General features: G+C 30.7%; 30 protein-coding genes. 19 read left to right on the top strand and 11 right to left on the bottom strand.

Translation table 11 applies throughout. The features are described 5' to 3' along the window. Positions 1-9 precede the first annotated feature (9 nt). Both B4E95_RS00805 and B4E95_RS00800 read left to right on the top strand, forming a co-directional pair. On the top strand, positions 10-1,662 hold the full coding sequence (locus B4E95_RS00805) for an NADPH-dependent assimilatory sulfite reductase hemoprotein subunit (protein WP_291089170.1): 1,653 nt from the start codon (positions 10-12) through the stop codon (positions 1,660-1,662). Between the two features lie 19 nt (positions 1,663-1,681). Next, positions 1,682-3,124, top strand: a complete 1,443-nt coding sequence (locus tag B4E95_RS00800; protein WP_291089167.1) for a TSUP family transporter — start codon at positions 1,682-1,684, stop codon at positions 3,122-3,124. 58 nt (positions 3,125-3,182) lie between these two features. Here the strand turns inward: B4E95_RS00800 and B4E95_RS00795 are convergent, their stop codons facing one another. Continuing rightward, entirely contained in the window at positions 3,183-3,965 is a 783-nt protein-coding gene (locus B4E95_RS00795; protein ID WP_291089164.1) for a hypothetical protein, read from the bottom strand. Positions 3,966-4,321: 356 nt separating this feature from the next. Between B4E95_RS00795 and B4E95_RS00790 the strand changes: the two genes are divergently transcribed. The 3 genes from B4E95_RS00790 (at position 4,322) to B4E95_RS00780 (ending at position 6,927) form a co-directional block, all read left to right on the top strand. Next, on the top strand, positions 4,322-4,477 hold the full coding sequence (locus B4E95_RS00790) for a hypothetical protein (RefSeq protein WP_286478666.1): 156 nt from the start codon (positions 4,322-4,324) through the stop codon (positions 4,475-4,477). Between the two features lie 63 nt (positions 4,478-4,540). Further along, complete coding sequence (locus tag B4E95_RS00785) at positions 4,541-6,247, top strand: tetratricopeptide repeat-containing sensor histidine kinase (protein WP_291089160.1); 1,707 nt, start codon at positions 4,541-4,543, stop codon at positions 6,245-6,247. Positions 6,248-6,261: 14 nt separating this feature from the next. Beyond that, complete coding sequence (locus tag B4E95_RS00780) at positions 6,262-6,927, top strand: response regulator (protein ID WP_291089157.1); 666 nt, start codon at positions 6,262-6,264, stop codon at positions 6,925-6,927. Here the strand turns inward: B4E95_RS00780 and B4E95_RS00775 are convergent. Together B4E95_RS00775 and B4E95_RS00770 are read right to left on the bottom strand one after the other, a co-directional pair. Then, on the bottom strand, positions 6,924-7,835 hold the full coding sequence (locus tag B4E95_RS00775; protein WP_291089154.1) for a LysR family transcriptional regulator: 912 nt from the start codon (positions 7,833-7,835) through the stop codon (positions 6,924-6,926). The two genes, B4E95_RS00780 and B4E95_RS00775, sit on opposite strands and share 4 nt — an antisense overlap. Before the next feature lie 12 nt (positions 7,836-7,847). After that, the gene (locus tag B4E95_RS00770; protein ID WP_291089127.1) at positions 7,848-8,234 is read right to left on the bottom strand and encodes a hypothetical protein; all 387 of its coding nucleotides are present in this window, start codon (positions 8,232-8,234) and stop codon (positions 7,848-7,850) included. 91 nt (positions 8,235-8,325) lie between these two features. Between B4E95_RS00770 and B4E95_RS00765 the strand changes: the two genes are divergently transcribed. After that, the gene (locus tag B4E95_RS00765) at positions 8,326-8,940 is read left to right on the top strand and encodes an NAD(P)H-dependent oxidoreductase (protein ID WP_291063944.1); all 615 of its coding nucleotides are present in this window, start codon (positions 8,326-8,328) and stop codon (positions 8,938-8,940) included. Between the two features lie 48 nt (positions 8,941-8,988). On the opposite strand, the gene B4E95_RS00760 is transcribed toward B4E95_RS00765, so the two are convergent. The 3 genes from B4E95_RS00760 to B4E95_RS00750 all read right to left on the bottom strand — a co-directional run bounded on the left by B4E95_RS00760 (position 8,989) and on the right by B4E95_RS00750 (position 10,368). Further along, positions 8,989-9,645 (bottom strand): SCO family protein, encoded by a 657-nt coding sequence (locus tag B4E95_RS00760; protein ID WP_291089123.1) that lies wholly within the window; start codon positions 9,643-9,645, stop codon positions 8,989-8,991. After that, entirely contained in the window at positions 9,638-9,934 is a 297-nt protein-coding gene (locus B4E95_RS00755; RefSeq protein WP_291063940.1) for a YHS domain-containing protein, read from the bottom strand. Before B4E95_RS00755 ends, B4E95_RS00760 begins: the two co-directional genes overlap by 8 nt. A gap of 68 nt (positions 9,935-10,002) precedes the next feature. Next, complete coding sequence (locus B4E95_RS00750; protein WP_291089120.1) at positions 10,003-10,368, bottom strand: hypothetical protein; 366 nt, start codon at positions 10,366-10,368, stop codon at positions 10,003-10,005. Positions 10,369-10,562: 194 nt separating this feature from the next. Here B4E95_RS00750 and ppk2 (B4E95_RS00745) point away from each other — a divergent pair, with 194 nt between their 5' ends. The 4 genes from ppk2 (B4E95_RS00745) (at position 10,563) to rplS (ending at position 13,492) form a co-directional block, all read left to right on the top strand. After that, positions 10,563-11,369 carry a polyphosphate kinase 2 gene (ppk2, locus tag B4E95_RS00745; protein ID WP_409410931.1) on the top strand — a complete coding sequence of 269 codons (807 nt, stop codon included), beginning with the start codon at positions 10,563-10,565 and terminating at the stop codon, positions 11,367-11,369. 17 nt (positions 11,370-11,386) lie between these two features. Continuing rightward, positions 11,387-12,205: a polyphosphate kinase 2 gene (ppk2, locus tag B4E95_RS00740; protein ID WP_291063934.1), complete on the top strand. Its 819-nt coding sequence runs from the start codon at positions 11,387-11,389 to the stop codon at positions 12,203-12,205. A gap of 17 nt (positions 12,206-12,222) precedes the next feature. Beyond that, entirely contained in the window at positions 12,223-13,026 is an 804-nt protein-coding gene (gene ppk2, locus B4E95_RS00735; RefSeq protein ID WP_291089117.1) for a polyphosphate kinase 2, read from the top strand. A 115-nt stretch (positions 13,027-13,141) separates the two neighbouring features. Continuing rightward, positions 13,142-13,492, top strand: a complete 351-nt coding sequence (gene rplS, locus B4E95_RS00730; RefSeq protein ID WP_019975296.1) for a 50S ribosomal protein L19 — start codon at positions 13,142-13,144, stop codon at positions 13,490-13,492. A 212-nt stretch (positions 13,493-13,704) separates the two neighbouring features. Here rplS and B4E95_RS00725 read toward each other — a convergent pair whose 3' ends face one another. The 5 genes from B4E95_RS00725 to B4E95_RS00705 all read right to left on the bottom strand — a co-directional run bounded on the left by B4E95_RS00725 (position 13,705) and on the right by B4E95_RS00705 (position 18,807). Beyond that, the gene (locus B4E95_RS00725) at positions 13,705-15,267 is read right to left on the bottom strand and encodes a M20/M25/M40 family metallo-hydrolase (RefSeq protein ID WP_291089114.1); all 1,563 of its coding nucleotides are present in this window, start codon (positions 15,265-15,267) and stop codon (positions 13,705-13,707) included. Positions 15,268-15,518: 251 nt separating this feature from the next. Beyond that, a complete protein-coding gene (locus tag B4E95_RS00720) occupies positions 15,519-15,848 on the bottom strand; it encodes a hypothetical protein (protein ID WP_291089111.1) in 330 nt (109 codons plus the stop codon). Positions 15,849-16,663: 815 nt separating this feature from the next. Next, positions 16,664-17,089 (bottom strand): Hsp20/alpha crystallin family protein, encoded by a 426-nt coding sequence (locus B4E95_RS00715; RefSeq protein ID WP_286495625.1) that lies wholly within the window; start codon positions 17,087-17,089, stop codon positions 16,664-16,666. 205 nt (positions 17,090-17,294) lie between these two features. Further along, positions 17,295-18,086, bottom strand: a complete 792-nt coding sequence (locus B4E95_RS00710; protein WP_291089108.1) for a S1/P1 nuclease — start codon at positions 18,084-18,086, stop codon at positions 17,295-17,297. 175 nt (positions 18,087-18,261) lie between these two features. Next, a complete protein-coding gene (locus B4E95_RS00705) occupies positions 18,262-18,807 on the bottom strand; it encodes a hypothetical protein (protein WP_291078178.1) in 546 nt (181 codons plus the stop codon). 237 nt (positions 18,808-19,044) lie between these two features. On the opposite strand from B4E95_RS00705, the gene B4E95_RS00700 reads away from it, so the two are divergent. The 9 genes from B4E95_RS00700 (at position 19,045) to B4E95_RS00660 (ending at position 25,573) form a co-directional block, all read left to right on the top strand. Next, complete coding sequence (locus B4E95_RS00700) at positions 19,045-19,386, top strand: PadR family transcriptional regulator (RefSeq protein WP_038332243.1); 342 nt, start codon at positions 19,045-19,047, stop codon at positions 19,384-19,386. After that, on the top strand, positions 19,379-21,175 hold the full coding sequence (locus B4E95_RS00695; RefSeq protein WP_291078180.1) for a PspC domain-containing protein: 1,797 nt from the start codon (positions 19,379-19,381) through the stop codon (positions 21,173-21,175). Before B4E95_RS00700 ends, B4E95_RS00695 begins: the two co-directional genes overlap by 8 nt. A 147-nt stretch (positions 21,176-21,322) precedes the next feature. Further along, the gene (locus tag B4E95_RS00690) at positions 21,323-21,883 is read left to right on the top strand and encodes a 1-acyl-sn-glycerol-3-phosphate acyltransferase (protein ID WP_291063923.1); all 561 of its coding nucleotides are present in this window, start codon (positions 21,323-21,325) and stop codon (positions 21,881-21,883) included. Positions 21,884-21,886: 3 nt separating this feature from the next. After that, positions 21,887-22,309, top strand: a complete 423-nt coding sequence (locus B4E95_RS00685) for a PaaI family thioesterase (protein ID WP_291063921.1) — start codon at positions 21,887-21,889, stop codon at positions 22,307-22,309. Then, entirely contained in the window at positions 22,302-23,324 is a 1,023-nt protein-coding gene (locus tag B4E95_RS00680) for an isochorismate synthase (RefSeq protein WP_291063919.1), read from the top strand. The genes B4E95_RS00685 and B4E95_RS00680 overlap by 8 nt, the downstream gene beginning before the upstream one ends. A gap of 94 nt (positions 23,325-23,418) precedes the next feature. Further along, positions 23,419-24,252, top strand: coding sequence for a 1,4-dihydroxy-2-naphthoyl-CoA synthase (locus B4E95_RS00675; RefSeq protein ID WP_114999699.1), 834 nt, complete (start codon positions 23,419-23,421; stop codon positions 24,250-24,252). Between the two features lie 94 nt (positions 24,253-24,346). Then, entirely contained in the window at positions 24,347-25,102 is a 756-nt protein-coding gene (locus B4E95_RS00670; protein WP_312149366.1) for a prolipoprotein diacylglyceryl transferase, read from the top strand. Continuing rightward, complete coding sequence (locus B4E95_RS00665; RefSeq protein WP_225539258.1) at positions 25,099-25,332, top strand: hypothetical protein; 234 nt, start codon at positions 25,099-25,101, stop codon at positions 25,330-25,332. The genes B4E95_RS00670 and B4E95_RS00665 overlap by 4 nt, the downstream gene beginning before the upstream one ends. 10 nt (positions 25,333-25,342) lie before the next feature. Continuing rightward, positions 25,343-25,573: a hypothetical protein gene (locus tag B4E95_RS00660; protein WP_221854865.1), complete on the top strand. Its 231-nt coding sequence runs from the start codon at positions 25,343-25,345 to the stop codon at positions 25,571-25,573. The last annotated feature ends 7 nt before the right edge of the window (positions 25,574-25,580 follow it).

Raw genomic sequence — 25,580 nt, 5'->3', positions numbered from 1 at the left:
ACTAACAAAATGAGTATAGAAAAACAATCTCCTATAGAAGGAATTAAAATAAAAAGTGACGGACTTCGCGGTACGTTAAAAGAGAGTATAGAGCTAGATAATCACACCGGAAATGTGCGTGCAGATGACGAAGCTTTGGTGAAATTTCACGGAATGTATGTGCAAGATGATCGCGATAGACGAGAAGAACGCGCAGAAAAAAAGTTAGATAAATTGTATTCGTTTATGATTCGTTTGCGTATTCCGGGTGGAATTATTGACGCTGATAAGTGGTTGGCAATTCACGAAACTTCTGAACAATATGGAACAGGCGTTTTGAAAATTACAACGCGTCAAACCATTCAATTGCACGGAATTTTGAAGCATCAATTGCGTCCAACTTTACAATCGTTTGACCAAGCAAAATTAGATTCTATCGCAGCTTGTGGCGATGTAAACCGAAATGTAATTGCGAGTTCTCATCCGTTGGTTTCTCCTATTCATGCTCAAATTCATGCGTATGCAGATAAATTATCAAAACATTTGTTACCTAAAACTCAAGCGTATTATGAGATTTTTGTAGATAATGAAAAAATTTATGAGCGAGAAACTGAGAAAGATGATTTGTACGAAGACCGCTATTTACCTCGAAAATTTAAAATTGCAATTGCTATTCCGCCAACTAATGATGTAGATGTTTTTGCAAATGATTTGGGACTGATTGCGATTATCGAAAATAATGAATTGAAAGGTTTCAATATCGCTGTTGGTGGAGGTTTGTCTACAACTCACGGAAATCCAAATACATATTCGCGTTTAGCAACCGAAATTGGTTTTGTTGATTCTGAAGAAAAAGTGTTGAAAGTTGCTTATGAAGTGTTGACTATTCAGCGTGATTTTGGGAATCGTGGAGATCGAAAATTAGCGCGATTAAAATATACAGTTGATAAATTAACGGTTGATGGTTTCAAGTCTGAATTAGAAAAACGTGTTGGTTTTAAATTAGAGCCTTCTCAGTCCTATCAATTTACAGAGCGTTCTGATATTTATGATTGGCGACAAGTGAATAACGGAACATGGTATTACACTTTGTTTGTGGAGAATGGAGTTGTTCAGCCTAATCAGAAAGCATTTTTACATGAATTGGCTTTATTAAATATCAATAATTTCATTTTTACAGCGAATCAAAATTTATTGTTAGGTGAAATTTCGACTGAAAATAAAACTAAAGTTGAACAGCTTTTAGAAAAATATTCTATTCACAAAGATATTAGTGAACTTCGAAAAAATTCGATGGCATGCGTGGCTTTACCAACTTGTCCATTGGCTTTGGCAGAAGCGCAACGCTATTTGCCAGAATTGGTGACTAAAATAGAGCCTTTGCTAGAAAAACATCAACTTCAAAATGATGATATCTCGATTCGTATGACGGGCTGTCCAAATGGTTGTGGTCGTTCTTATGTTTCGGAGATTGGTTTTGTAGGGACTTCTGCTGGACATTATAATTTGATGTTGGGAGGCGATCGATATGGTGTTCGTTTGAACAAAATTTACAAAGAAAAAGTCAATGAAACTGAGATTTTGAATGAGTTAGACCAAGTTTTCGAAAGTTATACAAAAGAAAAAATAGACAATGAAACATTCGGAGATTTTACCTATCGAAAATATTTTTCGGTTAATTAGTTAAATCGCTTTAAGAACAATGAAAAATAATTTATTCCCGATATTTTTAAAAACAGAGCATTTGCGCTTCCTGATTGTTGGCGGAGGAAATGTAGGATTAGAAAAGGTTTCGACGCTAATCAAACAAAATCCTTCAGTCAATTTGAAAGTTGTAGCAAAGGAATTTAAACAAGAATTGAAAGATGTTTTTTCGCAATATCCATCAATTAAATACGAAACTCATGCGTTCGAATCGAGTGATTTGGAAGATATAGATTTAGTGATTGTCGCAACCGATAATAAAGAAACTTCGAGAGAAGTGAAGCAAAAAGCAAATGCAAAAGGAATTTTAGTTAATGCAGCTGATCAGCCAGATTTGTGCGATTTTTATTTAGGTTCGATTGTGAATAAAGGTCATCTTAAAATTGCGATTTCCACAAATGGACAATCTCCTGTTATGGCAAAACGTTTGAGAGAATATTTTTCTGATGTTATTCCAGATTCAATTGATGAAAACATTGAAAGTTTAAATAAAATTAGAAATAATCACAAAGGAGATTTTAATCAAAAACTAACCGATTTGAATCATTTAACTTCTTCATTTGAAGGAAAAAAATCGACTAAAAAATACAAACGTTTAGTAACCGAAATTACATTGATATTTTTTGCATTATTCTTAGGATATGCTTTGTCATCAATCGTAAGTTTTTCGGAAGCGAAAGATTTTGTGATTCATATTCCAAATGTTTTTTACATTATGTTGGCTGTTGGTTTTTTCGCTCAAATGGTCGACGGAGCCGTTGGTTTGGGATATGGTGTAACGTGTTCCACAAGCATGATGTTGTTTGGTGTTAATCTGCCTTCAATAAGTGGTAGTATTCATACTGCCGAAATGTTTTCGAGCGGAATTAGTGGTTTTTCGCATTATAGATTTGGAAATGTAAACAAAAAATTATTATTGGCATTGGCTATTCCAGGTGTTATTGGAGCAGTTTCGGGATCATTATTATTGGTTTATTTGGGAAACAAATATGAAACCATTACTTACGGAATTTTAGCTTCGTATACCTTAATCATCGGAATTCGATTAATTATTTTAGCATTCAGAAAAAAAATCGAACGAAAAAAAGTAAAACGAGTTGGATTTTTAGGATTTGCTGGAGGTTTTTTAGACGCCTTTGGTGGAGGTGGTTGGGGACCTGTCGTGACATCAACCTTATTAGCAAAAGGAAAAAAATCAAACTTAGTAGTAGGAACAGTTAGTTTAGCCGAGTTTTTTGTGACACTTTCTGCATCCTTAACTTTTTTTGCAGCTTTGGGCGTAAGTCATGGTTTTATCATTGCAGGTTTAATAATTGGAGGAGCTTTAGCAGCGCCAATTGCAGCGAAATTAGCAGGCAAAATACCTCAGAAAGTAGCTATTTTGGCTGTAGCTTTTTTAGTGATCACATTTAGTATTCGTATTCTTTTTAAAATTTTCTAAATTTTATATATCATTTCTAACAATCAAAACACTCTTCATCTCGCATGTTGAGTGTTTTTTATTGTTCATTATTTAAGACATATTTAGTTAAAATATATTTTGTGACAGGTTTCAATGTTTTACCATTTTCGGGATGTAAACCGTAATTTGTATAAAATTCTACTTCACCATTTTTCTTTGTATACCAAACTTTATCAAGTGCATTTTCAAAATTTAAAGTATCAGGTTTTGTGATTTTCTTCAATTGAAAAACAGTTTCGTTATATGGAACAGCATTCATTTGTGGAGAAGTTTCTTCGCATTCGATTTTTTCATAATGATTTTCTTTCCAAATCATACAAGACGAATTTTGATTGATTGAATTAAGAAATAATCCTCCACCAGCCAAAATCGTTGCAATGCCACTTCCAGCAATTACTTTATTTCGTTGAAGTTTTATTTTTTCAAAGAAATTATTCTTTTTTGAAGGAAGATTAATTATTGATTCCTCTTCAGGAATATTATCATCTATTATTGGTTTTACGGATACGATTTCTTCTACATTAACTTCTTTTTCATCACTTTTTATCAGCTGATTTTTTTGATTAAAATCTCCAAAATTTTCATAACCGATATAATGTGCAAGAATATTTAATAAATCAGGACTTATTTCCTTCTTTAAATTATTTTCTTTCACGAAATCATCAAAATGTCGAGAGAAAGATTTGCTTGTTATAGGATAATTATAATCATCTGAAATTACTTTTTCTAAATGAACAGACATTCCATTTTTACTTGAACTCCCACATTCATTTTTTGCTTTCTCAAAAACTTTTTCGAATAGATCTTTTTTCGTAGACATTTCACTTTTAATTCTTTTACAAAGTAGACAAATTTTGGACAAAATAAATTACGGTTTCCCGTAAAACGCGCTGTCCAATAATTGTCCAAAACTTGTCTATTGTTTGTCTAACAGCGACTTTGTGTTCTGTATTTACTTTGCAATAGAAATCAAAACAAAAACAAAACAACTTGATTTCTGAAAACGTAGTCTCGAAAATAGTTGAGGTGATTTGAAGGGAAGCATTTTTCCTGAATTGTTCTCAAGACTACAAAAAACTTCCCACTAAAGAAGCGCTTCTTTTTTTCTCGTGTACACTACTCGCAATCTGTTTTGCGAGGAAGAGCACCTATATCAAAAAATTAAAAATTTAAGCTATGTTACAATTATTATTCGCTTTATTGGGATTCTTTTTTCCAAACCAAAATGCAAACACAATTTCACAAGATCAACATCCAGTTGTACAAACATCAACGGATAGTTTAGATGATGACACAGGAGGAGAAAAAGGTTATAATCCACCAAAAAAATAAATCATTAACGGATAGAGTAATCTATCCGTTTTTTATTTAGCTTTATTGAGAAATTAATTAGGTTTGAGAAAAGGTGTATATTTCTTTTTTTTGTTAGTTGTTTGTTCCTGTCAACAATCTAAAAATAAGATTGATAATCAAAATTCTATTATAGAGAATGAAGCTTATGATAAAGCATGGGAGTTTTTCGAACAACAAGAAAATGATAGTGCCTATATTTATTTTAATAAAGCATATTCAGAGTTTGCTAAAAGTCAGAAGAACAACCATCAAGCTGCAAAATGTTTGTTAAACATGTCTTTTATAGGAAATAATAGAGGAGATTGGTTTGGAAGTCAGGAATTGACAGTAGAAGCTATTAAATTACTAGATTTTCAAATAAAAGATGAAAAAGAAACACTTTCTAGTGCGTATAATATTTTAGGACAAAGTACACATGAATTAGGAAATTATAAGGAAGCTATAAATTATTATCAAAAAGCAATTGATTTTTCTATAGAAAAAGATGTTTATATTATCAATCAAAATAACATTGCAAATAGTTATCGTTACGATAAGCAGTATGATGAAGCGATAAAGATTTACCAGGAATTATTAAAAGATAAGACTACAATTGAAAATCCAAAAGAATATGCGCGAATTACTGATAATTTAGCATATACCAAATGGTTAAAAGACAATAAATCGAATGTTGTAAATGAATTAAATAAAGCGTTAAATATTCGATTAAAAGAAAATGATTTGTGGGGACAAAATGCAAGTTATGCGCATTTAACAGATTATTTTTCAAATTTAGATTATAAAAAAGCATTGGATTACGCATACAAAAGAAAAGAAATTGCTTTCGAAAATAAGAGTGTGGGCGATAAATTAGAAGTTTATCAGCAACTAATTTTATTAGAAAATCCTAAAAATGCAAAACAGTATTTCGAAGCTTATCAAAAACTCAACGATAGTATTCAGTTAGAACGTAACAGAGCTAAAAATCAATTTGCGTTGGTGCGTTTTGATTCGGAGAAAAATCGTGCAGATTTTTTGAAAGCCGAAGCAGAAAACGAAAAGAAGAAAAACGATATTTTACAATTGTATATTCTAATCGGTTTATTGATTGTTTTGTTTGTTTTTGGATATTTTTTGTACAGAAAAAGAAAGCAAAAATTAGAGCAAGAGAAAGTTTTGTTGCAACAAGAAAAGGTTTTGGAAGTCAAGAAAACGGAACTGAAATATTCGAAGAAAGTACACGATAAAGTGGCGAACGGAATTTATCATGTGATGTCTGATATTGAGAATAAATCAGAATTTAATCGTGATGAAATCTTAGATAAATTGGAAGTTGTTTATGAAATTTCGCGCGATATTTCTTATGACAAAGTCGATGAAAATCAACAAGAAAATTTTGCCGAAAAATTAGCACAATTGATAAGTTCTTATGATTCGGAACAAGTCAAAATATTTTTGATTGGAAATGAAAAAGAACTTTGGGAAAAAGTAAAAGATTATGCTAAAACAGAGGTTTTCCTGGTGATGCAAGAATTATTGACGAACATGAAAAAACATAGCAAAGCTTCACGAGTTATATTAAATTTTAAAGAAGAAAATCAGCAAATTATCATCAATTATTCAGATGACGGAATTGGGATTTCGGATTTAAAACCTAAAAATGGTTTGCAAAATACGGTTTCACGTATTTCTAATCTAAACGGAGATGTTATTTTTGAAACTGAAAATGTGAATGGTCTAAAAATTAAGATCAAATTTCCAATTCAATAACCTAAATAAAAAGTATGTTTAAAAAAGTATTAATTGCAGAAGATTTTGAGAGTTTTAATATTTCGGTTCAGAAAGTTTTAAAAGATTTACAAGTTGAAAATCCTGATTATGCTTTTTATTGTGATGATGCATTTTTGAAAGTAAAAAAAGCATTACACGACAATCAACCTTATGATTTATTGATTTCTGATTTGTCTTTTGAAGAAGATCATCGCGAGCAAAACTTGAAAGGGGGAAGAGATTTAATTGAAGCAGTAAAAGCGATTCAGCCAAATTTGAAAGTGATTGTTTTTTCGGTAGAAAAGAAAGCAGATATGGTGGATAATCTTTTCAAAGAATACCATATAGATGGGTTTGTGGCGAAAGGAAGAGAAGATTCGAAAGAGTTGAAAAAAGCGATACAAACTGTTTTTGCGGGCGGAATGCATTTGGAATTGGACATGAAACGTAGTATAAAACAAAAAAATACGTATGAAATTACTTCATATGATGTCACATTAGTTTCTTTACTTTCGAATGGAATTTTGTTAAAAGATATTCCAAATCACTTAAAACAAAATAATATCAAGCCAGCAAGTCAAAGCAGTGTAGAAAAGAGATTGGGCTCATTAAAAGAGTCACTACAAATTTCAAGTAATCATCAATTGGTTGCATTTTTTAAAGATTTGGGAAGTATTTAACCCAAATCTTTACACCATTTATCTACAAAAATCTGTTGCAATTGCTCAATTTCTTTTTCGTAAATCGTATTTTTTCGGGAACCAAAATAGAGTGTATTTTCCAACGGTTTTTCACCTTGCCAAACCAATTTTATTTTACCAGAATTTAGTGCTTCTTGACATAAAAAGTCAGGAACAATAGAGAAGCCATTTCCATCACTCAAACAACGAATAATAGAACTGATATTTGGAACGATATAATTTGGTTTGAAATCTGGATGTTCTTTAAAATTTTCTTTCCAAAAATGTTTCAAATGTTCCATATCAGCAGCAGTACTGTACCAAAGATTGTTTTTTAAGTCATTTTTTAGAGCTTTATAATCTTTATGGTTTAAATTTTTTTCAATTGAATCTAAATCTGTATTGTTTCCTGCAATCAAAACGATTTTTTCTTTCGAAAAAGGATGATAACAAAGATTTTTTTGAGCACTTTTTTGAGGTGTGATAACCAAATCTAATAAACCATTATCCAAATCTTGATGCATCAATTTATAATCTCCAAATTTGATAATTAGGTTAAAATCTAAATCAGAAACATGCTCTTCTAATGTATATTGAAAAGTTTCAAAACACATTCCGATGCTGATTGTTGCACGATCTTTATCAGCTCGTTTATGAAAATGTTGCTCTGCAGCAGCTAATTTTTGAATCGGTTCTAAAATAAAATTATACAAAATTTTTCCTTTTTCAGTCGGTACCATTTTTCGCGCCGATCGATCAAATAATTTGTAACCTGTATAGGCTTCTAACGAATTGAGATGTAAGCTAACACCAGGTTGCGAAATAAATAATTGTTGCGCAGCAGCAGATAAAGTTCCAGTTTCATAAATTGCTTTAAAGGTTCTGAACCATTCAAAATTTGATTGCATAATTTCTAAATTTTAATTTTCGTCATAAGGTAAATCGTTAGGATCTATATCAATATAATCGGGTTTTGGTAAGGTCGAAAGTCGATACGCCTTTATCGTTTTCAACTCCAATAAATTTGCTTTTACAACACGATGCATTCCGTCCATCAATTTTCCATCAGGACAAATAATTATTGGATAATCTAAGTCTGAATCATTAACCAATTTTATATGTTGTGTTATAGAACGGCATGTCGGTGAATCTCCTTCTTCATTATACCAATAGGTTTCTTCAAACTCTTTTATTTTAGTCAAATGAATATTTTCGATTTCTAATTCGTTTGTTAGAGAAATTAGATTGTCTACATCCCATACATATATTTTGTTATCAATATTTCTGAAATGATATTGTTTTCTCATTGTATAATAATTATGATACAAATATATAATTTAAGTTATTTTAATAATAGAAAAACTTGTCGGAATTTTGTCTCATAAAAAGAAAATTACAATGAAAAATGTTTTTATCATAAATGGAGGTCTTAAATACGCACATTCAGGCGGAAAGCTAAATCATTCGATTACAAATTGGTCAAAAGAAATTTTAAAAGATTTAGGATTAAATATTCGAATAACAGATATTAATGATGAATTTGATTCAAAAGAAGAAGTTGAGAATTTTAAATGGGCAGATTTAATTATTTATCATGTGCCAATTTGGTGGTTTCAAGTTCCGTCTCGTTTAAAACTCTATATTGATGATGTTTTTACAGCAGGACACGACAATGGATTGTACGCAAGTGATGGTCGTTCGCGAAAAAATCCTGCAATTAATTACGGAAAAGGAGGTTTGATGCACGGAAAAAAATATTTGGTAACAAGTACTTGGAACGCGCCAGAAGAAGCTTTTACGTTAGAAGGTGAATTTTTTGAACAGAAATCTGTTGATGAAGGTGTTTTATTTGGATTTCATAAAATGAATGAATTTATAGGAATGACAAGATTGAATAGTTTCCACTTTCATGATATTGAAAAAAATGCAACTCCAGAACGGATAGAAGCCTATCAAAATGAATACAAATCATTCTTGAAAACTGAAATAGAGCAGGAATTGGTTTTGATTTAGAAAACTATAATTAAAACAAAACCCTCCATTTTAGGAGGGTTTAAGATTTTATTCTGCAAGAAGTTTTTTAATATCTTCTTTTAAAAATTCTATTTCAGGATGATATTTTCCGCCCAATGAAGGTTCTTTTCCTTCAGGATCTTTGTAATTCAATCCCGAATAAAACAACATTGGAACGCCCATTTTATCATATCGACTTCTGATATTTCCTTGTTTATCAACCAACGCAAGTTTTCCGCTGTGATTCAGACCTTCGGCAGTTGTTTCGTCTTTTCCAACATAAATATTGAATTTATCCGAAAGTTGCTCGATATTTTTTCGATCCGAAGTTAAATAATGCCAATTAGGCGATTTTACACCAATTTGTTTCGCATATTCTAACAAACGAGCAGGATTATCACGTTTTGGATCAATTGTAACCGAAATAAAACCAAGATTTGCATCATTTATTTCATCTTCTATCGAACGTAAATTATGGCTCATCACAGGACAGATCGTTGGACAACTTGTAAAGAAAAATTCTACAACGTACACTTTTCCTAACATATCACGATTTGTAATAGTTTGATTATGTTGATCCGTCATCGAAAATTCCGGAACTTTCATTACAGTGTAAAGTTCATTTTTAGGCTTATTTTTTAACCAAAAAACAGTTCCTATAACGCCTAAAATAATAACAATAACAGCTATTAATTGTTTATTCATGAATATGTTTTTCTGGATTTTTTAGAAACTCTTCTTTGCACATTGTCGAACAAAAACCATACGTTTTTCCTTGGTAATTAGCTGTATCACTTAAATGATCAGCAGTTTTCATTCCGCAAATTGGATCAACTTCGTTCACAACCGCAACATCCAATTTAGTTACAGCTTTCATTTCTTCGTGAGAAACATGTTTTACTTCAAAATTCTCTTGTTTTGGCTGCTCTTTGTTACAAGAAAATAATGTAAATCCTACCACGATTAAAGCGAATATATTTTTTAAGTTTTTCATTTTAAATTGTTTATTTGTTTTTAATTAATTGTTATCTGATTCTGTAATTCAGATTTATAAAAGAAAAATTAAACAATTGGCGGATGAAAAACTAAGCGAATAATATAGTTAGAATTAATATCTTGATAATAATCAGTTGAAGATTTATTTTTTTGTGTAAAATATTTTTTTGGAGAAATAATTTGTTTTTGAGGAACAATAGCATCTAAAATTTTGACCGAATTTTTGACAAAATGATTTTCTGGCTGATTCTTTTTGCTTTTCGAAATTTCTTCTTTCAAATAGCAAAAACCATTACAAAGTAATTCGGGTTTTTCTCGATTTTCACAAAGTTCATTTGCGATTTCTTCATAATTCAAAACATAATCTATCATCGGCATTAAAGGACGAAATGCGATAGAAAATATGATTGATATGAAAAATAGTATGCGCAAAAAACTAATTTATTGACAAATTTAACCAAATTGATTGAGGTTGAATATGATAAAATTTATGATTTTAAAAGAAAGATTTACCATAATCTTCACTTTTATGTTCTGTAAAATTTTTACCTTAAAAAAGATTTTACAATCTATAAATATTTATGAAAAAAAGTAAGATTTTAGATTTTACAACAACGGAAGAACTAATGCATTTTTTAGTTGAAAATCAAGAAGAAAATCCTCTCTATAAAAATGTGATAAAGAAGTTCGAATACGAAAACGAGTTATTAAAACTGCAATCAGAATTAGTAAATCTTCAAAATTGGATTTCGACAGAAAAGAAAAAAGTTGCAATTATTTTCGAAGGACGAGATGCTTCAGGGAAAGGAGGCACGATTCGCCGTTTTCGCGAACATCTTAATCCGCGCTCTATGCGAGTTGTTGCATTGAATAAACCTACAGAAGTCGAGAAAAATCAGTGGTACTTCAATCGTTATATCAAAGAATTACCAAATGCTGGGGAAATTGTTTTTTTTGATAGAAGTTGGTACAACAGAGCAGTTGTAGAACCGGTTATGGAATTTTGCACAGAGCAACAATATGAGCAATTTATGGTGCAAGTTTCTGAATTTGAACATATGTTGTACGAATCAGGGACATATATTATCAAATTGTGGTTTTCTGTGACGAAAGAGGAGCAGCAAGCACGTTTTGATTCGAGGTTAAATAATCCGCTTAAAAAATGGAAATATAGTCCAGTTGATGCAAAAGGGCAGGAGCTTTGGGACGAATTTTCGCATTATATCAATCAAATGTTTACGCGTACACACAACTCTTTTTCGCCTTGGATTATTGTCAACGCAAATGATAAAAATGCTGCAAGGTTAGAATCTATTCGTTATGTGCTTTCTTTGTTTAATTATAAAGGAAAAGAGGATGCTGAAGTAAATTTAATGGTGGATCCAAATGTGATTGAACGTTATTATCGAATGGTAAAAGAACTAAATCATTAATTTTAAATAGTAAGAAAATGAAGCTAAAACCGAAAGATTTAAAATTAATCGAAACTAAAAAAGGTCTTGTTGGACTTTTACAATCTGATCATGGAAAATTGAATTTTGCGAAAGCCTTGCGTACTGTAAAATATGAAAATAGGATAGAGCAATTACAAGAAGAATTGATAAAATTACAAACTTGGGTAGCCGAAAATAAACGGAAAGTTGTGATTGTCTTTGAAGGTCGAGATGCAGCTGGGAAAGGAGGTGCAATTCGTCGAATTGTAGAACATCTAAATCCTCGCGAACATAGAATTATAGCACTGCCAAAGCCTAATGAAGTAGAACGTGGACAATGGTATTTTCAACGTTATGTTCGCCAGTTACCACGTGCAGGAGAAATTGTTTTTTTTGATAGAAGTTGGTACAATAGAGCTGTTGTAGAGCCTGTAAATGGGTTTTGTACACAAGAGGAATATGAAACTTTTATGAACGAGGTAAATGATGTCGAGAAAATGTGGATTAATTCGAGAATATATTTGATTAAAATTTATTTTTCGATTACAAAAGAACAACAAGCAAAACGTTTTGCAGATATTGTAAATTCACCAACCAAACGATGGAAGTATAGCTCTGTAGATCAAAAAGCGCAAGATTTGTTTGATGTTTATTCAGCTTATAAAGATGTAATGTTTACGAAAACAAATACAGATTTTGCTCCTTGGAAAATCATTGACGCCAACAAAAAGTACAAGGCTAGAGTAGAGGCGATGGAATATATTTTGTCTAAAATACCTTATGATGATAAAAATAAACGTATTTTGAAACATCAAAACTTAGAAGAAGAAAATTAATTATCAAACCTAAAACTATGGCTGAATTTGATTTAAATGATTTAGAAAAAATAAATAATAAGCAAGAAATCATTGATTTTTTGGTTAGACATTATATTATAAAAGAAAAGAAGTTCAAAGAACAACTCGCTTATGAGAAAGAATTAAAAGAACTTCAAGAAAAATTGTTAGAAATACAATCTAAAATTATTCAAGAGAATAAACGTGCGTTAATTATTTTTGAAGGTCGTGACGCAGCTGGAAAAGGAGGAACAATTTCGAGAATAAGTGAATTTCTAAACCCTAAAAAATATCGTGTTGAAGCATTACCAAAGCCGACTGAAATAGAACAAGGACAATGGTATTTTCAGCGATATTTTAAAGAATTACCAAATGCAGGTGAAATTGTATTCTTTGATCGTTCTTGGTATAATCGTGCTGTTGTAGAGCCTGTTTTCGGATTTTGTACGGAAGAACAACATACAAAGTTTATGAAACAAGTAGTAGAAATAGAAAAGCTTTTGCAAGATGATGGAATTATTTTGGTTAAAATTTTCCTTTCGATTTCGAAAGAAGAACAAGCGGAACGTTTGCAAGACCGAAAAGACGACGAATTGAAACAATGGAAATTAGGAGCATTGGATCAAAAGGCACAAGAGTTATGGGATGTTTATACCAATTACATTGACAAAATGTTTCAACAAACAGGAACAGAAAGTTCATCTTGGCTAGAAATTGTGACAGATGATAAAAAAACTGCTCGACTTTTAGCGATGAAATTAGTCGTAGCACAATTAACAAATCAATCTTTTGAAGATGAATTAGTGAAAATTTATTCGTAAAAGAAAGAGAATCATTTGTATAATAAATATTTTTGATTAATTTTGCACCCACATTGTTCAACCTCTGACGAAAGACGTTTAAGTTGCTCAATTTAAATAAATTGAAATTATAATAATGGAAAATTTAGTAAAATACGTACAAGAGAAATACGTAGCTAAAAAAGAGTTCCCAGCTTTTGCAGCAGGTGATACTATTACAGTTTATCAAGAAATTACAGAGGGTGGAAAAACTCGTGTTCAGTTCTTTAAAGGGGTTGTTATCCAAAGAAGAGGACAAGGGACTACAGAAACTTTCACAATCCGTAAAATGTCTGGAGATGTTGGTGTAGAGCGTATCTTCCCAGTTAACATGCCAGCGTTACAAAAAATTGAAGTAAACAAAAAAGGTAAAGTTCGTAGAGCTCGTATCTTCTACTTCAGAGCATTACGTGGTAAAAAAGCTCGTATCAAAGACGCTGCTTACTAAAAAGTGCTTTTTTAGGAAAAATATAAAATCCGTTCGAATAATCGAACGGATTTTTTTATACTTAATAATATTTAAAGCCTATTTCTTAATTCCATAATATCCATGACTTCTTTTATAGAAGAAGAATATAAAATTGAGTTTAAAACAAAAGAATAAATTTAGAGTAAAATCAAAAAGTCCAATGAAAAGTGGACTTTTTATTTGAGAATATCTTATTTTAAATAAGTATCAGAATTTCTTGCAGGGCTTTTAACCTCTGGCCATTCTTGCTGTTTTCCATCTCTACCAGTAGGTAATACACGACGCTCACGACTTACTAAATCTTTTTCTTGATCTGCCATCATCGTTAAAGTTGCACTCAAAATTGCATTCGTTTGTACTTCTTCAAAAACGATTTTATCATACGTATCTTTGTTTGTGTGCCAAGTATACGTACCGTAACCCCAATTTAACGAACTAAGTCCGAAAGCTGGCGCTCCTGCAGCGATAAAAGAAGCATGATCAGAACCTCCGCCACTTGGCATTCCAGGAAAATCTGTCTTGATTTCTTTTGTAATAAAATTAGGAACAGCTTGTAACCAACGCGTCATGTATTCATATGATTTTTCGAAACCAGATCCATTGATATTTACTACACGCCCTGTTCCGTTATCTTGGTTAAATACAGCCTGCGTGTTTTTAATAATTTCTGGATGATCTTCTACAAAAGCACGAGAACCATTCAATCCTTGTTCTTCACTTCCCCATAAACAAATCAAAATTGTACGTTTGTTATTTGGATATAATTTTTTGATCGTACGAATCGTTTCCATCATTGTGATAGTACCAGTTCCGTTGTCTGTCGCCCCTTGAGCACCATCCCAAGAATCAAAGTGAGCAGAAAGAATAATGTACTCGTTAGGTTTTTCTTTTCCTTTAATTTCTCCAATAATATTAAATGTTTTTGCAACTCCATTGTGTTTAGATTGAACATTAACAGTCAATTTTGGAGCAGTTCCATTTTCGGCTAAACGATATAACATTCCGTAATCTTCATTAGAAATATCCAACATTGGAATAGTTTTCGTTTTTGCACCAAAAATTCTATTCGCACCCATAATTCCTGTCCAATAAGAAATTGCAACTGCTGCAGCTCCATTTTTCTCAAAAACTTCTGGAAGTGTATTGTTGTTGTAACCTGTCACTTTGATAGAATTTGCCCAAGCTTCAGCTTCAGCTTTTCTTGTTTCAGTAACTTTTTTATACAAATCCTCTAAACCAAAATTTTTGTATTGATAATCAGAACGTCCATATGATTGGTTTTGTGACATCAAAACAACTTTTCCTTTTACAGAAGGTAACCAAGCATCAAACTCAGCTTTTGTTTTGAAAACTGGCATTGCAATAGCATCCGCATTCACAGCTTTTTTAGTTGCTGGTGACCATGCTAATTGAGTAGCTTCGATAGATTTTGCTCTTGGATACGTCATATCAACATGCGTTATTCCGCGCTCCCATGCTTTCCATGTCCCATAATCTTCAAGGCGTGCATCAATCCCCCAAGATTTCAACGTTTTAATTGCCCATTCTCCTGCTTGATCCATTTGTGGAGTTCCTACTAAACGAGGTCCGATTCCATCTAATAATTCGTGCGAAATTTTCTTTAACTGCGAATTATTTTGAATTTCGGTTACAAAACTTTGTACAGTTGGATCTAATTTCTCTTGTGCTTGTGCATGCACTGCAATAGACGATAATGCGATTGTAGAGTAGGTTAATGTGTTAATCAATTTCATAATTAAAGTAATTTCGTGTGATAAATTTTACAAATTAGGTCTAAAATAGAATATTTTGTGAAATAAAAAAAACATCTGTAGATGTCTTTCATGTATTTATGTTTTTTTGAAAATATAATATTGTTTTTTAATTATCTTTCATCTTAATGAATCGATTATTTTGCAGTACAAATATTTTATCAGGGTTATATGCATGACTCTTTTTTGATTCTTCATTTAATGGAAAAACCGTAATTGCTAAAACAGAAAAATTATTGAAACAAATATTTGTAAATTAATATTTTTATACAAATATTCGTCCTGAGAAAAATTTGCATCAAGTAAATTGTAATAATTAATTCGATATCGCTCATAATACTTTCGGTTAAATTTTCTGGATGATAACCAATAAATAATAAACCACCTTGATCATGCAACATTGCATAAATATTTTTTTCAATTTCTTTAGGACAATTCTTTTCTAAAAACTGATCATAATCAAAATCTTGATAATGAAAAAGATGGTCGTAAAGACAATCTAAAATAAATTCGCGGTTCGAAATATTATTTATAAAAAATTGTCTTGTTGGGTTATTCCACAAAAAAGGTGTGTCTAAAATTTCAAAATGATCAACATTAATATCAAAATTTGAGAATAGATTTTTATTTAATTTTATTGCATCTATTTATTCTTCAAAACCTAAGTTTTTCAGTAATTTATATTCGATTATTAAATGATTAAGTTGTTCAGAATAATTAATTTGTTCAGAGTTTTTTAAAGAATAAATTTCATATTCGTTGTCTTTTTTTAAAGTATCGAAATCTTCATTTAAAACAAAAGACAAACTAATTCCGTAAGGAAAAATATTTTCATTTGGAGTGATAAAAATAGCTTCTTGATTAATTAGTTTTAAGCGTTTGTAATTATTTCCGTTAGGAAAATTGATTTTCAGTATTTATTCGATCAATTGTTTTTGGTTGAATGAAATTGCTTTCAATTTGTAGCAAACCTTCATTTGAAATAATTTCGATGTAATTTTAAGAAAACTAAAAGCATCCAACCTGTTTTTTAATCCATTATCCGAATTAAATTCAGTGATTTGAAATTCTTTTGAGCTTGTGCAAAAACGTGTTTTTACAACATAAGTTATTGTAGATAAAATGTTTTTGTGCATAGTTAAGTTTTAGTCTTTTGTAAATGTAAAAGATTAGTTTTTAATAATTTTAACTAAAAAGCACTTTTTTCTAAAAATTATTAAGTGTTTTTGGTAAAAACTTTTTCATTCCGCTTTCGATAAAATAGTTACTTTTTTGAACATTGTTTTTGAGGAAATGATAAAATTATAAATTTTATTTAAACAAAAATCCTCAACTCCGAAGAATTGAGGATTTAATAACCAACTAAAATTAACTATATCTATGAAATTTGTATGCTACGTTTTTCTTTTGGTAAAGCTTCTTCTTTTTTAGGTAAAACTAATTGTAAAATTCCGTTTACATAAGATGCTTCTATTTTGTCTTCGTTTATGGTTTCTGGCAATGTAAAAGCTCTTTTGAAACTTGAAAAATTAAATTCTCTTCTCGAAAATTTTTCATCTTTTACTTCTTCATTTTGTTTAAATTCTGATGAAATTTTCAAAATATTTTCATCAATTTCAATTGAGAAGTCTTCTTTGTTTAAACCTGGTGCAGCTAATAAAATCTCGAAACTATCTTCGTTTTCTTTGATATTTACTGCAGGAAATTGATTTTGAGAATTTACAAAAGTTTCAAATTTTGGACGCATTTCATTTTCAAATCCAAAAGGAAAATAATTTGCTCTGTTTTTTCTAACTGTATTCATGTCTTGTATGTTTAAATTTTTGATTTCATTGTTCATGCTTACTTCTTTTCAAATTACATGCAAAATGATTTTATCGGACAAAATGACTTGTTTTGCAATTTGTTTAATGTCAAAAAGTCCGAATAATAAATTTAACGCATAAAAAATCCTGAAAAATTGACTTTTCAGGATTTGAATTTATTTTAGAATGATCTAAAAATATATTTTATTTGAATACATCGTCTAAAACTTTTGCTAAACGAATTCCTCCTTTTAACAATTGATCTTCAATGATAAATTTATTATCAAAATGGTAACGGTAACCTAATTTATCGTCCATTTTTACTCCTGCATAGATATTGTTTGCAAGAATGTACGAACCATAAATCCAATCAGCATAAGTACCTTCTTTCATTGCTTTTTGACGTTCTTTTGACGCAATATCCAATAAATTAGAATATTCTGTGTAAGAATAGTTTTCGTAATCTACCAATTTAGAATCCCAAACGGTGTGGATATTTACTTTATCACGGAACCATTCAACTTTGATACGATTTCCTCCCAAATCATCTGGGCGACCAACGTGAAGTGGTTGATGTGCATCACCAAGAATGTGAATCAAGAAATATAAATCGTGTTGTTTTTGCTCGATTGTAAGGTTTTTATTGTTTTTTAATTCATTCATTAAAAACAAACCTTTTTTGTACATGTTTTCATCTGAAGTTTGCTCTAAAGCAGCATCAAATTGTTGACGATTTAAATCTCCAGGAATGTTAACATAGTGATAAGAATCTGCATGTTTCCAAGAATCATCAGACTTGATAAAATCTGGCCAGTTTGCCCAATAAGCTAACTTTTGTGGACCAATAATTTTTGTAATTTTTTTACGAGTTTTCTTGCTAATGTGTTGTTCTGCAATTTGAGAAACTACTCGGTGACCTGTTAATCCCCAAGCTAAAGCACTTTCTGATGCCAAAAATGCACCTAAAAGCATTGCACTTCCTATAATTTTTTTCATTGTGTGAGCTCGATTTTTGACAAAGGTAAGGAAAGTTAATTATTGATGAATTATGATTAATACTATTAAAATAATGTTTGATTATATATTAATGGGAATAATTCTAAATCAAAAGGATTATTAGTATTTGTACAAAATATAAGAGGTAAATCTTCGTAAGTAATCAAGCACCAACTTAAATCATCGGGGGAAAAAAAAAATTAGAGTTGAAATCTGAATTTCTTTGAAAATCAAGATATTCTGAAATTAAAACATTACTATTCCTTTGCTTATAATTTTCTTCCCAATAAAATTCCTCGATATTGTTGACATATAAATGTAAGGTTTGAGAATTTATAATTTTATTTAATCCTTTATCTATACAATCAATTGTTTGATTATCTAAAAACTCAATTGCCGGATTATCTTTAAAATCATTTAAAATATTTATATTTTTTTCAAGTTTAAGTTTTTGAGAAAGTTCATCAAGATTAATTTCTCTGTAAAGATTACTTTTTTGAGGATTAAGAAATAATCCAAATCCTCTTTCAATCTTTATTCTTTGGTTGATTTCTTCTATGGTCGAGTTATTTGATGGATATTTTTCGAAAGGAAAATCATCTATAATTCCAATTTTCCAATGAATCATATAATATTGTTTAAATAAATCTGGAATAATATCAGTTAACGTTTCTATATTTTCGTTGCTTTTATAATCTTTTATCCAAGAGAATTGATCCATAATTAGCTTTAATTATTCTCTAAATTTAGTAAAAATCATCTTTAAAAGTTCTTTTTTTTGGAGATTTAGAAATTTTCTAAAAAAAACTTTAAAAAAATATTAATTCAACAAATCTTGATAAACAGACCGATTGTTGTCTTTTTTATTTATAATACTAAAAATAATTCAGTACTTTGTTTTGCATAATACTAAAACTTTTATATATATTTGTATAACAAAATAAAACAAGCCGTTCTTATGAATATAGAGAAAACAAAAGTTCAGATGCGAAAAGGTGTACTGGAATATTGTATTCTCAGCATTATCAAAAAAGGAGATGCGTATGCATCTGATATCATAGACGAATTGAAAAAAGCAGAGATGATTGTTGTTGAAGGAACATTATATCCGCTTTTGACAAGACTTAAAAATGATGACCTTTTACAGTATCGCTGGGAAGAATCAACGTCAGGACCACCTCGCAAATATTATGCACTTACAGAGTTAGGTGAAAATTTTTTAAAAGAATTAGCTGAAACTTGGGAACAGTTAATTGAAGCCGTGAATAAAGTAACCACAGAAACGCACAAAAATGGATAAAACAGTATCAATAAGTATAGGAGGATTTTCTTTCGTGTTAGACGAAATCGCCTATAATAAATTAAAGACCTATTTACAAGATGTAAAAACTTCTTTGAGAGGTACGGAAGGTGTAGAAGATATTATTGAAGATGTAGAAATCCGTATTTCTGAATTATTTCGTGAACGATTAAAATTTAGAGAAGTTGTAAATGAAGATGATATCAATTTTGTAATTGCTACGATGGGACATCCAGATCAATACAAAGTTGAAGAAGATGAAGAGAACGAAAGAACGTCTACAAATTCATCATACAATTATTCGTCAAATAATCAATCGTATGGAGGACAACAAACAAGTGCGAAACGTTTGTACCGCGATCCAGATGATACAATTGTAACAGGATTATCTGCTGGTTTGGCGCATTATATGGGCGTTGATCCTTGGTTTGTACGTTCTATTTGGTTAGTTCTTGGAATTTTAGGAATTTTCACAGCAGGTGTATCATTTTTCTTAGTGGTGTTCTGTTATTTTATCTTGTTAATTTTTGTTCCGAAAGCAAAAACAACATCAGAAAAGTTGCAGATGTACGGGCAACCAGCGAATATTGATACGTTAAAAAAAAACGTAGAACAAGCTAGTGAAGCTGTTGTAAGTGGGAGCAAAGAATTAAGTAATAAACTAGGTGGAGCCTTTGGCGTTTTTGGTCGAATTCTACTTTGGTTCATCGGATTTATCATTCTAAGTACAGGAATTGGATTAATCATTGGAGGATTCTTTTTCTTCTTTACAACTTGGACAGAAATGCCTACTGAATTATTCGGTTATCTTGTAGAAGAAGAATGGATGAGTATGGCAGCCAAAATATTTGGAGGAATACTAATGGTAATTCCAGGTGTTTTGTTGACAATTTTAGGTGTAAAATGTTTCTGGAATAGAGTAAAAGTTAGTAAAGCTGTAATATTTGGAGCAATTGCTCTTTGGTTTGTTGCTTTATTTGCAATCATCGGAATTTCGGTAAGTACAGCAAGTAAATTTAGAAACTCAGTTGAAATGACTCAAGAAAAAAGTTATGTTATTCCTTCTGATACGTTACAAGTTTATTTTAGAGAAAATAATGAAGGCAATTTAAAGTTCAAAACTTTTAACGATTTAGATCAATTAATTGATGCTAATGGAAACTTAATTATACCAATTGATGATATTTTTGAGATCGAAGAAAGTACAGACGATAAACTTCATGTTCAAGTAACTTATTCTTCTAAAGGAGGAAGTAAAGAAGAAGCAAAACGTAATTTAGAAGCAATTAGATATAATTACGAATTAAATAGAAATAAACTTTATTTAGATGAGTTTATTAAAATTCCTAAAGATGGTAAATTTAGAAATCAAACGGTTGATATCAAATTGTATGTTCCTAAGAATAAATTAATTCACACGAATAACACTGATCGAATGACAATTATTAATAATGATAATGATCGAGATTATTTATATGATTTGAAGAATAAATTTATTGGGTATAATGGAAAAAAATTCGTATGTTTGAATTGTCAAAAAGATTCAGATTCTGAGGACGATATTAATCTTGATTCAGAGGATGTAAACATAAATTTGAATGACGGAAACGATTCGGCGAGAGTTAGAATTGATAAAAATGGTATTCGTGTCGAAAGTAAAGACGGTTCAGTAGGACTAAATTTACCAAGAACTGAAAACAAAAAAGAAAAATCAAACCAAGAAATACACTATAAAGATGATACAGATTCTATTAACATTAACTACAGAAATCATTCAAATAATCGTTGATTTCTTTGCGTAGACTTAAGAAGTATTTTAATTAATAATATTCAAAAAGAGACATTTCATTTCGGGATGTCTCTTTTTATTTTTGGTTACATTGACTAATATCCGTTTCGAGTTTTGTATGTTTGCAAATGCATAAAGCATCATTTTATGAAAAAATTTTTAGGTAAACTTTTGTACTCATTAGGAAGTTGGAAATTAGATAATCATCTTGATTTATCGAAAGTAGATAAATGCGTTTTGGTTTGCGCTCCACACACTTCTAATTGGGATTTTTACTACACTATTTTGGCTTTTTGGCAAATGGGAATTCCAATGAAAATGTTTATCAAAGATGCTTGGACAAAGCCTTGGTATGGATATTTTATCAAGAAAATGGGCGGAATCGGAATTGATCGTTCTCAACGACATAATATGGTTGATTTTGCTTCGGATATTTTGAAAAAATCAGATAAATTATATTTAATCAATACACCAGAAGGAACACGTTCTCGTGCAGAAAAATGGAAAAATGGATTTTTCTATATCGCACAAAAAGCAGATGTTCCGATTGTTTTGGCTTATTGTGATTTCAAGAAAAAACGAGCTGGAATTTCAAAAATTGTGGATACAGAAAACAGAACTTTAGAAGATGTGATGGATGAAATTCAAGATTTTTACAAAGATGTTACGGCGAAACATCCAGCACTTTATAACCCAAAAATACATTAAATCATGAACGAACAAGATATTTTACAGAAGTTCAACGAAATGTCGAAAAATACATTACTTGAAACTTTAGATATAGAATTTACGGCAGTTGGAGAAGATTTTTTATCAGGAAAAATGCCTGTAACGCCTAAAGTTCATCAGCCTTTTGGTTTGTTGCACGGCGGCGCTTCTATCGTTTTGGCAGAAACGTTGGGAAGTACTTTGTCTAATGTTATTCTAAATTCGGATGATTTTGTGGCGGTTGGTCAACATGTTGACGCAAATCATCTTCGTCCAAAAAAGGAAGGAACAATTTTTGGGCATGCAACAGTCGTAAAACAAGGTCTTACTTCGCATTTGATTAAGATTGAAATCAAAGATGAAAACGATAAATTAATCTGTTATACACATTTAACAAACGCTATTATTTCTAAAAAACATGTTTAAAAAATTTCAAGATAAACTTGAAAGATTAATTCAGAATCAAGAACCTTTTCTTCTTTTTAGAAAACCAAATTCTACACAAGTGGAGTTGTGGGAAAATAAAGATTTTGAATCGGATAACAAGTTTATTTGTAATAGTTTCGATAATACAAAATTGGTTGAATTTAATGATAATGAGGTTATAGATATTGGAATAAATGAATTACCAAATTTTGAACTTTCTTTACCAGAATCAAACAAAAATGAAGCAATTTCGTATGAAAATTATATTGATTTAATTCAAAAAACAGTTGAAGAATTACAAAGTGATTCACCAACTAAAAAAATTGTAATTAGTCGAATCAATTCACTTCCAGAAACGAATATTAATTTAGTTGAAACTTTTAAAAATTTACATCAACATTATCCAAATGCCTATGTGTATTTGCGATTTGATACAGAAGAAGGTTGTTGGATTGGAGCTTCGCCAGAGCTTTTATTGAAAGAAAATAATCAATTTATACAAACTGTTTCTTTAGCTGGAACAAAAGCAAAAGAAGATGAATGGACAGAGAAAGAATATCACGAACAACAAGTAGTAACTGATTATATTTCATCTACTTTAGAACCTTATACTTCTTACATTGAGGTGGACGGACCATTTTCGGTAAATGCAGGATTTTTTGAACATTTGAAATCATTTATTTCAGCTCAATTAAAAGACAAATCTCAGCTGTATGACTTGTTGAAAGCCTTGCATCCAACGCCTGCTGTAGGAGGAATGCCAAAAGATTTGTCAAAAGATTTCATCCTAAAAAATGAAGGATATGATCGTACTTTTTATGCAGGTTTTATGGGCTATCAAAATAAAACAGAATCAGAATATTTCGTTAATCTTCGCTGCGCGAAAATCTTTTCGAATAAAGTCAATTTATATGTAGGAGGAGGTATAATGCCCGATTCTATTCCGGAAAATGAATGGCGAGAAACAGAGCTGAAATCAAAAACAATAGGAGACTTGTTAGTGAAATCAAATTAAAAAATAACTTATAGTTTTATTAACTTTATTCTTAATTAATAGAAAAGCCTTAATTTCGAAAAGTTAAATTTTTAATCAAAAAACAAAATATATAATGGCAACAATCAATTGGCAAACGGTAAAGGAGTACGAAGATATCACGTTCAAGAAATGTGATGGTGTAATGCGTATTGCGTTTAATCGTCCTGAAGTTCGTAATGCATTTCGTCCAAAAACTGTTTTCGAATTATTAGATGCTTTTCAATTAGCAGAAGAAGACCGTGAAGTTGGTGTAATTTTATTGACAGGAGAAGGACCATCTGCAAAAGACGGTGGTTGGGCTTTCTGTTCTGGAGGAGATCAACGTGTTCGTGGTGCAAAAGGTTATGAAGGACAAGATGGTGTTGGACGTTTGAATATTTTAGAAGTTCAGCGTTTGATTCGTTTTTCGACTAAAGTTGTTGTGGCTGTAGTAAACGGTTGGGCAGTAGGTGGAGGACATTCTTTGCACGTGGTTTGTGATATGACATTGGCTTCTAAAGAGCACGCAATTTTCAAACAAACAGATGCTGATGTAGCTTCATTTGATGGTGGTTATGGTTCGGCTTATTTGGCGAAACAAGTTGGTCAAAAACGTGCGCGTGAAATCTTTTTCTTAGGATTGAATTATTCTGCACAAGAGGCTTACGACATGGGAATGGTGAATTTAGTTGTTCCGCATGACGAGTTAGAACAAGTTGCTTTTGATTGGGCACAAGAGATTTTAACAAAATCGCCAACAGCAATTAAAATGTTGAAATATGCATTCAATTTGGTAGATGATGGCTTAGTTGGACAACAAATTTTTGCTGGTGAAACAACACGTTTTGCATATGGTACAGAAGAGGCTGTAGAAGGTCGTAATGCATTCTTAGAAAAACGTCCAAGAGATTTTTCAAAATTTAGATAAGAAAATTTTCAAAATATAAACGAAAAGCGATGTTTAACATCGCTTTTTTTATTTCTATAAAATCAATTACTTTTACTCAAAACCTAATTAATTTGTGATAATAGATTTTCCTATATCCATTGAAATTTTTGGACACTCAGTCTTAGTTCATCCTATTCTCGAATCGGTCGGAATTTTTATTGCGATGCGTTATTATGAATTTCTACGAAAACGAAATAAATCAAGTTTATCGACAATACAATCGTTTAGTATAATTATAGGCGCTTTAATTGGTGCACTTTTGGGATCTAAAATAATTGGAACATTAGAAAATCCGCAAGCTCTTTTGGATGCAAAAAATCCTTTTCTCTTTTTCTGGACAAGTAACACAATCATAGGTGGTTTAACCTTTGGTTTAATTGGTGTAGAACTCACAAAAAAGATAATTGGTCACAAAGAAAGTACAGGAGATTTGATTACTTTTCCTTTGATTTTAGCGATGATAATTGGACGAATTGGTTGCTTTTTAACAGGCATTTATGAACAAACATATGGAATAGAAACAACATCTATTTTCGGAATGGATTTGGGCGATGGATTGTTGCGTCATCCCGTTGCGTTGTACGAAATTGTTTACCTTCTTTTGCTTTGGATAGTTTTGAAGATTATTCAGAAAAAATATATTTATCCATCTGGTTATCTCTTTCAAGTCTTTATGCTGGTTTATTTTTTATTTCGTCTTTGTTTAGATTTTATCAAGCCAATTCATCCAATTTTTTTAGGTTTAAGTTCTATTCAAATTACTTGTGTTGGTGTTATTTTTTATTATATCTTTAAGTTATTACAAACTCAACCTAAATACATAAAATGATCTACGCAGTTATTTTTGCAGAAGGCGGTCTTGGAAGTGATTTTATTTATATTATCATTGCGATTTTGTTAGTGATAGCAATTATTTGTGGTGCTGTTGGTACATTAATTTCACTAATTATTAACTCAATTTCTGGACATAAAAAAGAATCAAAACACTATCTCATGGTTTTTGGAGTATGTGCGTTGATTACGCTAGTTATTTCGGGAATGGTTTGTGGTGGAATGTAAAACCTAGCCAATGTTAGCAGTTATTTTTGTGCAACAATTTATTCATACAGATGATATTGTTCTGTTTTTATTACTTGTAGCATTTATTGGTGCAGGTCTTATTTCTCTTATTAGTTTAATTTATCAATCAATTCAGAAAAAAATAAATATACAACGATTAGTGATATTATTTTTTGGATCACTTATAGGATTGTTTTTATTATTTATAGTTTTAATCTATCTTATTTTTGATGGATATTAAGTACTTA

This window comes from Empedobacter sp. UBA7494 (assembly GCF_002478465.1).
Taxonomy (GTDB): domain Bacteria; phylum Bacteroidota; class Bacteroidia; order Flavobacteriales; family Weeksellaceae; genus Empedobacter; species Empedobacter falsenii_B.
This window is presented reverse-complemented; position numbering and strand designations above follow the sequence as displayed.